Raw genomic sequence first — 13617 nt, 5'->3', positions numbered from 1 at the left:
CCCACAACTCGTCCGGCACCAGACGCTCCACGATCAGCACGCCCAGAGTCTAGCTATCCAAATGAGATGACTTCTTAGACACCTCCACCACACCGGAGGTCTTCACTTTTGATCAAGACCTGCACCGTCAACAACGCTCGTGGTCAATACACCTAGATGGCCCTCGGCCGCGCCTGAGCATTTGTTGGAAATCGCAGGAACAGCCGCCCGCGTACCGTGACTCCGACCTCCGGGCCGTGTCGATCGTATAGAGAACTTTTGCAGTGCCGCATACTCGCTCCGCAGAAGCTCGATATCCGAGCAAAACACCCACCCCGAGCCCTGCGGAGGATACATGGCCACGCCCCAGAACAACCCCGCCGACGATCCGGTCGTCGCGGCGCCGACCTACCTGGCGGACATCCGCCTGTACTTCCGGCCCGAGGACGTGGAACACATGGCCGCCAAGGGCATCGATCTCGGCACCTACGACGGGGTGAAGAACAACGCCGGGGCGATCTTCGTCCACACCGCTCCCCCCAAAGCGGACATGCCCCCGGACACGGCCGGCAAGTGGAGCGCCAACCGCTCGCAGACGTTCAAGAACTGGATCCTCAACGGCTTCCCGCTCGGCACGGCAACGCCCCCTGCCACGGAGCCACCGACCGGGGCGGCGCCGACCCGGCTGCGCAAGGACATCACCACCCTGACCGACGCCGAATTCGCCCTCCTCACAACGGCGTTCGAGGGAGTCATGGCCCGCGCAACCACGGCAGCGGACGGCTACTTCGCGCTGGCCGGACAGCACGGCCTCCCGAGAGCCTGGTGCCTGCACCACGAGAACCGCTTCAACCCCTGGCACCGCCCGTACCTGATCGAGTTCGAGGACGCGCTGCGCTCCGTCCCGGGCTGCCAGGACGTGACGCTCCCGTACTGGGACATCTCGACCCCACTGCCGGACCGTCTGCAGCACCCGCCGTTCGACAAGTACGTCCTGCCGGCCGACCCCGGCGCCACTGCGCACCCGCCCGTTCACGGCTACTTCCCGTACACGACCGAGCGCTACTCGGCCGCCGACATCTCGAAGCGCGTCCAACTGTTCAACGTTCTCGGCGACATCAGCACCTCGCTGGCGCAGTCACTGTGGGGTGCGTACAGCACCAACGGCTACCAGGACTTCTCGATCCAGGCCCACGACGCCGGCCACGGATCGATCGGGCCGACGATGCACGACCAGAACGTCTCGGCCTTCGACCCGGTGTTCTGGTTCTTCCACTGCAACATCGACCGGCTCTGGCTGAGCTGGCAGACGAACACCAGCGCGACGACGCTGGCCGGGTTCCGCACCACGCTGGCAGGGCAGGACGACGCCTGGCTGCAACCCGCCCCCTCCCTGTTCACCGAGCTGAAGCCCTTCCCCCAGGTCGCCCAGCAGACCATCGCCACCGACGTCACGTACGACCGCCTGGAACTCATCAGCCACGCGAAGGGCGACATGGAGAACCTCTCCGGCAGCATCGACGCCGCCCGCACCTTCGCGTTCCGGAGCTCCGACCCGGTCTCGGTGCGGGTCAAGGGGATCGACCGGCTGAACATCCCGGGGTCGTTCAGCGTGACCCTGCTCGCCGACGGCGAGCCGATCGCGGCACGGTTCTTCTTCCAGCCGAAGAACCCGCAGGGCTGTGAGACATGCAAGAAGAACGGCATCATCAACCTCGACTTCCGGATGTCCCAGGACGAGATCCTCGATAAGGCGCTGTCCGTCCGGATCGACGTGCCGGGGCACGGCGAGGAGATCGGCACGACCTTCCCGCTCTCGCAGGCGGGCCACCCCACGATCAACGCCCGGCTGCTGGTCGGCGAAGCGTAAGGCGGCGGCCAGCGCCCAGGGCGGCCCGGCGGCCCGGCCCGGGTAACCGCTGACGGGGATCGGTTTGCCCAGTGCAGCGAGCACGTAGGCCCGGCAGACCGTGGAATCGGTGCCGGGGACGGTAGCCGCCGAGGTCAGCGGCTGTACGGGGATTCGCCCCGCGTCCTCCGACGGGGCGAAACCCGCTTGGTGGCCGGGGACGCGGCGGGGCCGGCACCGACCGGATGTGTGCAGCATGTGAAGGCGGTGGTCCGGGCGGGCATGCCGCGAAGTACAGCGGCGGCAACCGACGGTGCAGCATGGCGCCGGCCGCTGCGCAGGGCACTGCGCAGGCGCAGGCGGCGGATTGCGCATGCGCAGAACGGGTCCGCAGGGGTGCGGCCGCGGAGCGGGGAGGATGGCCGGCGCGGGTGCGGAGTGCGGTCGGCGGGCCGGGCGCTGCGCAGGGCCGGCTGATGACTGCGCGCGGCATCGCAGTGCTCTGACCTCCGGTCAGCAGCCCGACGACCATGCGCTCGCCCTCCGGTTCGGGCGGGCCGGCGACGGGCTGCCCGAACCGGGACGGGCGGCGCAGGCCCGGTGCCTACAGGTCCGGGTGCGGCAGGTCCTCGGGAACGACGGCGGCGATCCGCACCGTCGGCGGCCACGGCGGCGCGGGTGCGAAGGCGTGCACGACGTTGACCGCGGGCCGTCCGGCGGCCGCGTCGTCCTCGATCCGGGTGGAGTACAGCTCGATCCGCTGACCGCCCTCGACGACGGTGCGGATCAGCCGGCCGAGCCGCGGCCGCGGCTCGAGTTCGGCGCGCAGCGCCTCCAACGCCTGGTCGGCGCCGAGTTCCTTGGCGCGCCGGGCGGCGGGGGCGGAGCCGGCGGGACCTACGCCTACCAGGGCAACGAAGTGGGCCTGGGCGGCGACGGCGGCCGGACCGGGAGCGACGGGGCGGACGGCGCGACGGCCGACCAACTGGGGCAGTACCGGGAGGAGATGGGCCACGGCGGAACCTCCGGAGGAGGCGACGGCGCGGGCGGCGCGGCCGCCGTCAGCACCCCGGACGGACATCTGCCGGGCGCGCCGGGCGGCGACGCGAACCGCACCGACGGGGGCGACGGCGGACGGCTCGACGTGCCCTACTCGGACGTGACCGGTGGCGGGGGCGGCGGAGGCGGCGCGCACGGCGGCGGCGCGGGCGGCGGGGCCGGGTCGTTACGGGTTCAACGGGATCGGCGCCGGCGGAGGCGGAGGCGGCTCCAGCAGCGGCCCCGCCGGCGCGGTCTTCGCCACGGGCACGCGCGCCGGGGACGGCGAGCTGGTCCTCCAGTGGCACGCCTGCGCCCCCTCGCCGTCGCCCTCGCCGTCGCCGTCGCCGTCTGCCCCGTCGCTGTCCCCCGCTCCCTCCGGCGAGGCTCCGGCGCCGCCGTCCCCACCGTCCCCGACCGCGTCGCGGCCCGCGCTGCCCGAGACCGGCGAGCGGACAAGCACGGGCCGGGTGGCGGCGGGGGTTGCCGCCCTGCTGCTCGCCGGCACGGCGCTGGTGTCGCTGGGACGGCGCGCACGCCGAAGCTGACCGCCTCCGCCGGCGGTGCGCAGGCCGTCGATCCGGTCCCGGTGCTTCCCACGCGGCAGGACCCCGACCCCGCCGCCGGGCGCGGCGGCCCGCCCACCTGTTCCACCTGCACCTGACTCAACAACCAGGAGGCCCGAGGGGCGAAAGTGACGTCAGGTCGGCTCGCGCAGCTCGCCAGGCGCGGCGTCGAGTGAGTGGGTGTGGGCGGCCTGTCGGTTCCGTCGGATGCTGCCGGCCGGCCTCGCGGCGTGCGGGGTCGGCCGGCAGCGTTCTGGGGGGGCTACTGGTGGGTCGGCGGTGTGATCTGGGGGTGGAAGCATGCGGTGTGAAGCGGTGCTGCACGGGTGGGTTCCGTGCCTGGTTCGTGGTCCTCGTCGAGCAGGGCGGTGAGCCGGTCCGGGGACTGTTCCGGTGGTTGTCGAGGGTGGTGCGGGCTCCGGGGTCGGCGGGGTTGGTTGGTCTACCAGTGCTCGTGGCGGTCGCAGCGCATGTCGTACTTGTCGTGCTTGTCGTGCCGGTGGTGCTTGATCCTGGTGGGGTCGGTGGCGGTGTGGGGGGTGGTGTCGCCGCCTCCGGTGACGACCGCGACGTTGGTGACCTCGTCGTCGGCGCTGCAGGAGACGTCGACCTGCAGCGTGATGGGCGGGTAGCTGCTCCCGGCGGCGAGGGCGTCGCTGCGGGTGCAGGTGAGCGTGCCCTGGTCGCAGGTCCAGCCCGTGCCGATGATGCTGTCGGCACTGAGCCCTGCGGGGAGGGTGTCCTGCACGGTGACCGCGGTGCCGTCGGTCGGGGCGGCCCCGGCGGCGTTGCCGACGGTGATGGTGTAGAGGCCGTCCCGTCCCTGGGTGAAGTGCCCGGTGTGGGTCTTGGTGATGGTCAGGGACGGGACTGTGTAGGAGATGGTCACCTGGCCGTTGTGGTTCGCCGTTCCGATCGTCGACGGCGCGTAGCTCGTGCCGGTGCCGGTGGGGGTGGCGAAGCTGCTGCCTCCACCGCCACCGCCCCCGCCTGCCGAGGTGCCCCTGTTGTTGACGGAGGCGCCGCCGCCGCCCCCGCCGGCGAAGTACCCGCCCCCGCCGCCCCCTCCGGCGCCGGTGGCTGTGGCGGCGCAGCCGCCGTCGAAGGTGCCGCCGGTGCCGCCGGTGCCGACGGTGGCGCCCAGGAACCCGCCTCCCGGCCCGCCCGGCAGAGCGGCACAGGGTGGAGCGGTGCCGGCGGCCCCGCCGGTGCCCCCGGTGCTGGTGCTGGTGCTGCCGCCGCCCGCGCCCTGCCCCGGAGAGGCCCCGGGGCCGGTGGCGCTTCCCGCGGTACCGCCGGTGGCATCCGGCGTCGTCCCGCCGTTGCCTCCGTTGCCTCCGTTGGAGCCCGCTCCGGTGCCGCCGGAGGCGCCGCCGCCACCGGCGACCACCAGCAGGGAGCCGCCCGTGCTGACGCTGGAGGCCCCGCCCCCGCCCGGACCTTCGAACCGGAAACCGGTGAGCGGGAAACCCCCTCCCGGGGCGCCGCCGTTGAACCCGCCGACGCCCCCCGTCCCGGCGCCGTTGCAGCCCTTGCCACCGGTGCCGCCGACGTCGACGGCGAAGGTCGTCGGGGCGGTGGTCTGCGGCAGGGTGGTCACCACCCGCGCCCCCGTCCCACCGGTCCCCGTGACGGAGCAGGGGGTGCCGGTGTTGTCGGCGCCGCCCGCACCGTCCGCGGTGATCGTCACCACCGCCGCCGCCGGGACCGTCAGGGTCTGCGAGGCGCCGGTGAAGGTGAAGGTCTGCGACGGATCGGCTTCCTGCGCCCGCACCGGCACGGCCTCCGCCGGCGCGGCGGCCACCGGTGGAGCCGCGGCCGCCAGCAGCGCCATGCCGGACAGCAGCGCGCCCCCCACCGACACCGCCCCCGCACCGCGCTCCCCACGCCGTCCACCCGAGCCGGCCAGGTCGGACGCACCGCCGGAACCGGCCGGGATCGTCCCACCGGCCATGGCCCTGTTGAACACGGCCTTGGGCCTCTGACGGCTGATCCGGTACCACGGCAGATCGCCCTGTCCACGCGTACGAGCACTCATCCGCGGGTTCACCTCTCCTCACAACAAAGCGCCCCGCACTCTCACGCGACAACCCGGAGGTGCGACACGGCACTTGACGGCAAATCATGACAACCACGGCAGATACCCCGATCCGATCACTTCGAGGCAGCGAGGCTGTGATGAGAAGCCTCGTATGCCGCACCACCCCACGCGAGCCGGCGAGGGACCGGTATCGCCCATACGCCTGCCGCGCCGAGCGCTGCTCGACGCCGACGAGGTCGCCGTCGTGCGCACCGCTGTGCGCACCCGCGAGACCTTCGCAGTGCTGTGGGTCGCGGCAGGGGCTCGGGTCCGACGGCCCGGCCGGCCGGACCGTGCTGCCGCTGGACACGGTGTACGAGGGCGAGCAGCCGAGCAGCTCGGCCGGTGGGTGCCCGGTGGGTGCGGGCGCAGCGTGTCGGCCGGCCGGGCCCGGAGACGGACCGGCGGGGCCGGCGTCGCGCAGACCCGGGTGCCCGGCCGGACATTCGCCGAGCGGTGTGGGTCTTCCGGGCCTGTCGGGGGCTGTGCTCGGTGGGGTCGGTCCGGTCATGGCGGCCGGAGGGGCTTCTCGCTGGACGGCACCGGGGCGGACCTGCGCGAGAATGAACCCGACTTGGACCAGATCCGTGCTGATCTCGCTGCCGTGACCGGCATCGCGGCGCTCGCCGGCTTTGCCGATGCGGTGCTGTGTCGCCTGCTGTTCACGTTGCCGCGAGGGGGCTGCACGGGCGCAACCGGGGGGATCGGTATGGGGATCAGTACGGCGGCGATCACGGTGGAGGTGGCCGTTCCCGACGCGTTGCGGCCGGTCGTGGATGTGGCGGCGTTGCCGGCGGGCCTCGGTGGCGCGGGGTCGGCGTGGCTGGTGCTGTCCGAGGGCGGACGGCTTGCGCGGTGGACGCCGACGACCGGCGAGGTGCGGGAGGTGGCCCGGTGTCGGGAGGAGGGGCCGGCGTCCGAGTGCGGTGGCGGCGTTCGGCTGCGGCTTCATGTGTCTCGATGCGGCCGTTGGGCGGCGGTGGTTCAGGACCGCGGTCGGTACGGCACCGTCGTCGATCTCGCCACCGGTTCGCCGGCGTTGGAGTTGGACGGCGGGGACTACTGCTGTGAAACCGTCCCGTTCGCGTTGGCGTTCGCCGAACACGGTGGCCGGCCGGTTGTCGTCCATCGCACTGACTGGAACCGGTTGGACGTCACCGATCTCGCGTCCGGCGAGGTGCTCACGGCGCGGGACGGCCCGGGCGGGGGCGAGGAGGATGCGGAGCACGACCTCGACTACTTCCACGGCGCGCTGTCGCTGAGTCCCGACGGGACTCGCGTCTACGACGGCGGTTGGGTGTGGCAGCCGTGGGGGATGCCGGCGGTGTGGAGCCTGACCGCGTGGCTGCGCGACAACCCGTACGAGTCCGAGGACGGGCCCAGCCATGCGGTGTATCCCGGGGTCTCGGAGTGGAACTGGCCGGCGGTGTGGATCGATGACGGGCGGATCGCGGTGTACGACCGCGACGATGCCGGCAGCGGTACCGTCCACGTCCTCGACCCCGCCTCGATCGAACTGCGCTCGCCGGGCGTCCGATGGATCAAGGCGGTCGCGACGTTCCCCTGGCCGGTCGGCGATTTCGGCTTCTTCACCGACGGAGAGCATCTGCTGATTGCCGACGAGGCCGGCCTGCAGGGCGTCGACATCACCAGCGGACGGCGGGTGTTCGCGATCGACGGGTTCCGCCCGGCACGTCAGGATCGGCATACGGGAACGCTGATCCAGGTCGGGAGCGCCGGTGCCCGGTTGTGGACGCCGCCGAAGTGGACTGCGCGTGCTGGCTGAGCTGCCGTTTCCCGCGGGGCGCCGAGCGGGAGAACGTTCGGGTGGGGGCGAGGCGCCGGAGACCGCCGCACTCCGGCGCCCGGTGCTCGCTGCCGTCGAACCGCATGTCGACAGCGCCGTCCCGCCGACCCCGACAGGAGCCCCGCGAACGCCTGGCGGAATCCGTTCGCGCCGGGTGGGCACGGGCGCAGCAGACCGGCTGGGACGAGCTCGGCCCCGGCCGGCAGTGGGCGTGCGAGCACGTCCTGGGCCTGGCCCCGCTGGAGCCGGAGGAGTTGCCGGCCCCGGAAGGTCCCGCACGCCGCGAAGGAGGAGCGGAACCTCACCGCCGCCCGCGCAACGCCTCACCGGGCCAGGGATGCGCTGGGCGTGGGCGGCGGGGTGGGGCCGGGCAGCTAAGGCGTGCCGTCCTGTTGGCGGCCCATCCAGTCGATGATGGCCTGCTCGGTGCGGGCGAGCGCGTCGGTGGGGCTGAACTGCAACAGTTCCGTCCCGGCGTCGACGTAGGGCCGGTGGCCCGGCGGCTGGTAGAACGCGTCGCCGGCCTCGTACACCTCCTCGTGGTCCGCGAAGACGAAGCGCATGCGCCCGGCGATGACGTAGCCCCAGTGCGGGCACTGGCACTTCCCGTCGGGCAGTGACTGCAGCGGCCCGTCCAGGTCGGCGTCCGCGGCAAAGGAGACGAATTCGACGGTGTAGCCGTTCATCTCCTCGCGGCGGTCGGTCACCGGGCCGAATTCCTGGACGTTCGTCGCGGACTGCTTGGATACCTTCGGCATTGTTCGGCTCCTCTCCGTGGCGGTCCCCGAGACTTTCCCGTCGCTTCGAGTCGACCACTGCGTACGGCCGGGTGCATCCGGGCGGTGGGGCGGCGTGTCGGGGGGCTTCTCGGTGGGCGCCGACTGCGGGTGCTGTCGTGTGGGTGCTCGCGCGGCAGCCCGCGCGACAGTCGTGTGCGGCGATGGGCGCTCGTGCGGCGCGGTCCTGCACCGGGTGGAGCTCGGCGTACGGCATCCGCGCGTCCGGTGGCGGATCGTCCGGGGCGGAGACCTGAGCCGAGACCTGCTCGCGCTCGATCGGAGCCGACAGCGCCGGCGGGGGTCCAGGGTCTTCTCGGGGCGAGGGGGCTCAGCGGAAGGCGTCGGCGTTCTCCGACGCCCACTGGTGGAAGGGCCTGGCCGGTGAGCCGGTGACCCGCGCGACCGTGTCGTGCACCTGTCGCAGCGCTTCGTTGACGTCTCCGCCCGTCACGTCGAGCACCGCGTCCGCGGCCTCGGCTCCGAGGAGCGGGGTCATCTCGGCTCGGGCTTCCTCCCGGCTGATCTCGACGAGTGGCACTTCCCGCCCGAGTGCCGCTGCGATGAACTCGACCTGCTGACGGGCTGTCACCCGTTCTGGACCGGTCAGTGTGTACGTCCGGCCCCGGTGGCCGTACTCGGTCAGAGCGGCACGCGCCACGGACGCGACGTCTGCGGGGTGGATCGTGGGCAGCCCGATGTCCGCGTACGGCATGCGGACTGTTTTCCGCCCGCGGATCGACGGCGCCCACCGCAGGGTGTTCGAGGCGAACTGTGTCGGCCGCAGGATCGTCCAGGCCATGCCGCTGCCCTGGAGCAGCCGCTCGACGGCGAGGTTCTGGGCGGCGGGGCCGAGGTGCGGGTGGGTCCGGGCGGTGATGGAGGAGACGAGGACGACATGCTCCACGCCCGCCCGCCGGGCGGCAGCGAGGATTGTCGGCATCCGGGCCCAGGCGTGACACGAGGAACAGCGATCGCACGCCCTCCAGCGCGGGTTCCAGTGAAGCTGCCTCGGCGAAGTCGCCCTCGGCGGTCTCGACCCCGTCCGGGAGCGCTGCCCGTGCCGCGTCACGGGTGAGCCCCCTGATCGGGCCGGCACCGCATGCCCGCAGCTCCTTCAGCAGAGCGCTTCCGATGTTCCCGGTGGCCCCTGTCACGAGGATCACGAGCGTCCTCCCCCTTCGTCGGACGATCGACTGGAGGGAACCCTAGGAATTCGAGTGCGCTTCAAGTCAAGGCAGTCCTTGACGTTTCGCCGGGCGCGTTTCGTCCCGTTCGTCCATGCCGTTCTGAACGCCTCCAGGGGTACGCCCGTGCCTGTCGCGCCCGACCCCGGCGCGGGGGAAAGCGGGGTCCCCGTGCAGGGCGCCCGGCCGGGCGCAGCACGGAACGGCAGCACGGGACGGGTTGGTCTCGGCCCCGGGTCGTCCGCACCGCTTGCGCCGCGATGCGGACGCCACTGTGCGGGGTGCGGCGTAGCCTGAGGAGGGAGGGCTGGTCTCGCGGACGGCACTCGGGGGTTCTGTTCGTCGGTTTCGGCCCGCCGGTGGCCGAGGGCTTCCTGTGCTCGGCACCCTAGATGGGAGCACGATCATGACTGTGCCCGGGTTCTACGCCGAAGCATCCGCCGGTCGCGGCACCGGCTCCTTCAGGACGGGCCCGCTGGAGCGCTGCGGCGCCCCGGACCGGATCGTCCCCGTGTGGCACGCCCCTACCTGCGACGGGCTCCGCGACAAGTGCGAACGCAGGTGCAACTCCACGATCCTGTCACCTGACTTCCTCACGGAATACGACACGTGCATGGATGCGTGCGGCGACGCTTTCACCGCCTGTCTGGAAGCCCAGCAGTCGTGAAAGAGGGTTGCGCGGGCCGCTGTTGGGCGGCTTGCGGCCGTGGTCCGGTCTGGTCTGTCGGCGGCGTCGCTGCCACGTTGCACCGCTCATCGGGTTCGGCGACACCGCCGGGCGGGTCGCTCCGGTGCCGGGCGTCCGGCCCCGCGGCGGGTACGAGCGGCGGGCCGGTGCAGGGCCGTACCGCGGAAGCGTCCATGCCACCGGGGTGGACCCGGACCGCCGCCGGACGAACGTGGGCCCTGCCCCGGGCCCGACCCACGGCAGGGCCCGGGCGGGTTCGCCCGGTCGCCTCGAACCCGCCCTCCTTCGTGCCGGTCGCCCCGGCCGCCTCGTGGTGACCAGGGCGGCGCCCTACTACGACCACTGACGACCACTGGTGACCACTGACCGGCCATCGGGCCGAGACGAGGTGAGTGACGATGAGCATCCCGGGTTTCACCGCGGACGCGGCGACCAGCCGGGGCAGCGGGAGGTACCGGACGGGGCACGGCGTCCCGGCCCGGGGCGGGACGGGCGTGCTGCCGCAGGGGCGGGCCGGTGCCGACATCCCGCCGGGGGTGTGCATCCGGCTGTGCCGAGGCGACTGCCAGGACGTCTGCCGCAACCCGCGAACCGCGCAGTGCCACACGTGCTACTCCTCCTGCATGGGTGACTGCATGGGCCACACCGACGGTGCAGGTCTGATCTGAGAGGGCGTTCGACAGGGGAGTGCCCGGCTGTCCGGCTGTGGCCGTGACAGTACGGACTCGGTTCCACGGCCTCGTGTCGGCCGGGGCCATGTCCGCGCTGTTCCTCGACCGGGACGGAACGACGCAGGTGTCCCCGGGGCCTGAGGGACGGTCAGTGGCAGCTCGTCGAGCCGATGCTGCTGGAGCGGGGGGCGGCCCGCGCCGAAGGATGTGAGCCGGCCGCCGCCCGCGCGAGGCGGTGAACGCGATCGCGGTCCGGATGACGCCGGCCGGGACCGACCGGGCGGCGCCAAGGTCCGAGCCGGTGCTCCCGGCCGAGGGGTGGGCCGCGGTGGCGCGGTTTCGATCGGCGCAGGTCCGTGCGACCGGACATGACAGGGCGGGAGGGGGCGGGCGGGCATGCGGCTCCGCCTCGCGCGGGAGGCGCGTCACGGTCGCGGTGCGAGCGGCTTCGGCGGCGAGGCGGGCACGGTCGTGGTCGTGGTCGGCCGGGAGGTCACGGCCGACCGAGCCCCGGCTGCGGCTGACCGCCGGACAGGCCGCCGGGCTCGGCCTCGCCGCGGACCGGGAGTACGGGACCACGGGGTCGTCAGCGACCGGAGCGGCCGCGACGCCGCCTTCCCGGGCGCGGTCGTCCGCACGATCCCGGCACGTCGGCACGCCGGCCGCGGCCGCCCGACGAGCGCCCGGAGCTCCGCCCGGACACCGGCCGGGACCGACCGGGCGGCGGCCCCGGCTTTGACCAGCGCGTTCGAAGACGGCGAGGCTTCAGGTCAGTCGTCCCGGCGTCCCGGGCCAGCGGCAGCCCCGTTCCCGGGCGGGCAGGTCGGGCGGCAGACCGTGCGCCTGACTGCTCGGGGGTGCTGCTGGACGGCTTGGAGGCTGGAACTCAAGGCCCGTTGGAGTGGTCAACGGCCGACGGCCTGTTCGTCCGGGCTCGAATCGGTGACATCTCCTCGTGTCGCGTTGCCGAACCCGCTTCGAGGAGAGCCGAGATGAACGCGTTCAGGAAAGTTGCGCTGGGGGTGCTGCCCGTCGCCCTCGTGGCCGGAGGCTGGGTGGCGTCGGCCGAGCCGGCGAAGAAGGAGCAGGCGCTGCCGGTCGTCACGACGTACGCCAAGGTCGACGGCGACGGGAATCTCCTCCGGGCGAGCGGCGTCACGGAAGTCGACCATTTCGGCATCGGCCGCTATATCCTGACGACGGAGAACGACGTCAACGCGTGCGGCCTGATCGGCACAGTCAACTCGAACGGCTCCTCCGATCCGGGGCCCGGCAGCGCGTCCATCATGGTCACCTGGACGGATGCCATGCACCTCTTCGTCCGCACGGCGACGCCGTCTTCGAGCGGGAGCCAGACCGTCGACGACGACCGCCCGTTCACCGTCATGGTCGTCTGCTGACCGGTGCCAGGCCCGGGCCCGGGCCCGGGCCTGGCGGGACTCCCGCCACCAGCCGACCATCGACGCCCGGGCTTCGACCGGTCGGTCCTCACCGCCGAGCCCGACCGCCGCGAGCAGCTCGGGACCGCCCGACCGGTCCCCGGCCTGCGCGTGCGGGCGGCACAGCGCGATCGCACCGTCGGCCCGTCCCCGGTCCTCCAGCAGTCCGGCCCGGGCCCGAGCCGCCGACCACCAGCCCGTCGCCACGTACGGGGCGAGGACCTCCAGCGCTCGCCCGTGCTGCCGCCGCTCGCCCATCGGCCGCGCCCACTCCGGCGCGCAGAACCGCTCCCCGCGCCCGGCCTGCGCCTCCCGCTCATGGCCGAGTTCGAGGAGCCGGGTGACCGTCGGAGCGGGACTGCAGCCCGGCAAGGTCCGGGTGCGATGGTCGAGGTCTTCGGCGTCCACGGCCCGGCACCCGAGGTCCCGGCCCCGACAGGACTCCTGATGTCCTGTCGCGGTGCAGCCGGTCCATAGGGGCCCGTTGACCTGCATGAATGCCGGGCAGTTCGGGACTGCCGGTGGCTGCCGATCGCTGCCGGTCCCGAACAGCCCGGCTTTCGCGGAAGTCCTGACGGTCGTCGGCCCCGCGACGACATTTGTACAAGACCGGGGGCCGGCGGCCCGGGCATCCTCCCGGGTATGGGTATCTACGACGGTAAGCACGTGCACGGGATGCACGTGGTCCACGACGGCCCGCGGGAGGCGCCGCCGCTGGTGCTCATCCACGGATCGGGTTCCTCGGGCAGCTCCTGGGGCCCGGTGGTGCCGGCGCTGGCCGGCCGGTACCACGTCGTCCGGATCGACCTCCCGGGCCACGGCCGGTCCGCGCCCGCGCCGACGTACGACGTGCCCGCGCAGGCAGCCGGCGTGGCCGCGGTGCTCGATGAGCTCGGCCTCCGTCCCGTCGTCGTGGCCGGGCACTCCAGCGGCGGATACATCGCCACCGCTCTCGCCGAACAGCGCCCGGACCTGGTGGGCTCGCTCGCACTGATCAGCAGTGGCCCGAGTCCCGACGCGCTCCTTGCGCAGCCCGTCCTCCTGCGGGTCCTGCTCGGCCCGCCACTCGGCCCGCTTCTTTGGAGGGTCCGATCCGACGCGATGCTCCGCCGGGGGGTGACCGCGGTGTGCAACCGCCCGGTGGACGTCCCGGACGACCTGGTCGCCGACGTACGGGGCATCGGCTGCCGCACGTTCAGGACGGTGCTGCGCCGAAACGGCGCGTACATCGCCGAAAGGAGCGTACCCGCGCGCCTGACCGCACTCGACGTCCCGGTCCTGGTGATCTTCGGCGCCGCCGACCCCCGCTGGGATCCTGCTTCGGCTCACCGCTACGACACGGTCCCGAACGCCCGAGTCGAGCAGCTGCCCGGCGTCGGGCACTTCCCCATGCTCGAAGCGCCGGAAGCGACCGGCGAGTTGCTGCTGCGCTTCGCGGCGACGGGCCGCTGACACCCGTCGCTAAAGGCTGTCTCGTAACTCACCTGGCAGCATTGGGGCACGTGCCCTGCCGGTCATCCGGCGAGGGCGAGGTTGT

The 13617-nt window shown here is 72.9% G+C and carries 10 protein-coding genes and 1 pseudogene; 7 read left to right on the top strand and 4 right to left on the bottom strand.

The features are described 5' to 3' along the window. Positions 1–334: 334 nt before the first annotated feature. Positions 335–1849: a tyrosinase family protein gene (locus IEZ12_RS36425; RefSeq protein WP_189278575.1), complete on the top strand. Its 1515-nt coding sequence runs from the start codon at positions 335–337 to the stop codon at positions 1847–1849. Between the two features lie 583 nt (positions 1850–2432). Here the strand turns inward: IEZ12_RS36425 and IEZ12_RS36420 are convergent. Further along, positions 2433–2843: a hypothetical protein gene (locus IEZ12_RS36420; protein WP_229848675.1), complete on the bottom strand. Its 411-nt coding sequence runs from the start codon at positions 2841–2843 to the stop codon at positions 2433–2435. A 151-nt stretch (positions 2844–2994) separates the two neighbouring features. Here IEZ12_RS36420 and IEZ12_RS40760 point away from each other — a divergent pair, with 151 nt between their 5' ends. Continuing rightward, positions 2995–3414 (top strand): LPXTG cell wall anchor domain-containing protein, encoded by a 420-nt coding sequence (locus tag IEZ12_RS40760; protein WP_189278573.1) that lies wholly within the window; start codon positions 2995–2997, stop codon positions 3412–3414. Positions 3415–3874: 460 nt separating this feature from the next. Here IEZ12_RS40760 and IEZ12_RS40320 read toward each other — a convergent pair whose 3' ends face one another. After that, complete coding sequence (locus tag IEZ12_RS40320; protein ID WP_189278571.1) at positions 3875–5470, bottom strand: DUF11 domain-containing protein; 1596 nt, start codon at positions 5468–5470, stop codon at positions 3875–3877. A 616-nt stretch (positions 5471–6086) separates the two neighbouring features. Here IEZ12_RS40320 and IEZ12_RS36405 point away from each other — a divergent pair. Then, positions 6087–7298 carry a hypothetical protein gene (locus tag IEZ12_RS36405; RefSeq protein ID WP_189278570.1) on the top strand — a complete coding sequence of 404 codons (1212 nt, stop codon included), beginning with the start codon at positions 6087–6089 and terminating at the stop codon, positions 7296–7298. A gap of 395 nt (positions 7299–7693) precedes the next feature. On the opposite strand, the gene IEZ12_RS36400 is transcribed toward IEZ12_RS36405, so the two are convergent. Together IEZ12_RS36400 and IEZ12_RS40315 are read right to left on the bottom strand one after the other, a co-directional pair. After that, a complete protein-coding gene (locus IEZ12_RS36400) occupies positions 7694–8077 on the bottom strand; it encodes a cupin domain-containing protein (protein WP_189278568.1) in 384 nt (127 codons plus the stop codon). A 349-nt stretch (positions 8078–8426) separates the two neighbouring features. Further along, a pseudogene (locus tag IEZ12_RS40315) lies at positions 8427–9261 on the bottom strand (NAD(P)H-binding protein). A gap of 433 nt (positions 9262–9694) precedes the next feature. Between IEZ12_RS40315 and IEZ12_RS36390 the strand changes: the two are divergent. The 4 genes from IEZ12_RS36390 (at position 9695) to IEZ12_RS36375 (ending at position 13532) form a co-directional block, all read left to right on the top strand. Continuing rightward, positions 9695–9949: a hypothetical protein gene (locus IEZ12_RS36390; protein WP_189278566.1), complete on the top strand. Its 255-nt coding sequence runs from the start codon at positions 9695–9697 to the stop codon at positions 9947–9949. Between the two features lie 419 nt (positions 9950–10368). Beyond that, positions 10369–10638, top strand: coding sequence for a hypothetical protein (locus IEZ12_RS36385; RefSeq protein WP_189278564.1), 270 nt, complete (start codon positions 10369–10371; stop codon positions 10636–10638). Positions 10639–11633: 995 nt separating this feature from the next. Further along, positions 11634–12041, top strand: a complete 408-nt coding sequence (locus tag IEZ12_RS36380) for a hypothetical protein (RefSeq protein WP_189278563.1) — start codon at positions 11634–11636, stop codon at positions 12039–12041. Between the two features lie 681 nt (positions 12042–12722). Beyond that, positions 12723–13532: an alpha/beta fold hydrolase gene (locus IEZ12_RS36375; protein WP_189278561.1), complete on the top strand. Its 810-nt coding sequence runs from the start codon at positions 12723–12725 to the stop codon at positions 13530–13532. Positions 13533–13617: the final 85 nt, after the last annotated feature.

The sequence above is a fragment of the Kitasatospora griseola genome (assembly GCF_014648555.1).
Classification (GTDB): Bacteria; Actinomycetota; Actinomycetes; order Streptomycetales; family Streptomycetaceae; genus Kitasatospora; species Kitasatospora griseola.
Note: the sequence above shows the minus strand (reverse complement) of the source record. Positions and strands in the feature narration are given on the sequence as shown.

Excerpts from the sequence above, each read along its gene's own strand:
- IEZ12_RS36425 (WP_189278575.1), top strand. The coding sequence starts at position 335 with ATGGCCACGCCCCAGAACAACCCCGCCGACGATCCGGTCGTCGCGGCG.
- IEZ12_RS40320 (WP_189278571.1), bottom strand. The coding sequence starts at position 5,470 with ATGAGTGCTCGTACGCGTGGACAGGGCGATCTGCCGTGGTACCGGATC.
- IEZ12_RS36400 (WP_189278568.1), bottom strand. The coding sequence starts at position 8,077 with ATGCCGAAGGTATCCAAGCAGTCCGCGACGAACGTCCAGGAATTCGGC.
- IEZ12_RS36385 (WP_189278564.1), top strand. The coding sequence starts at position 10,369 with ATGAGCATCCCGGGTTTCACCGCGGACGCGGCGACCAGCCGGGGCAGC.
- IEZ12_RS36380 (WP_189278563.1), top strand. The coding sequence starts at position 11,634 with ATGAACGCGTTCAGGAAAGTTGCGCTGGGGGTGCTGCCCGTCGCCCTC.
- IEZ12_RS36375 (WP_189278561.1), top strand. The coding sequence starts at position 12,723 with ATGGGTATCTACGACGGTAAGCACGTGCACGGGATGCACGTGGTCCAC.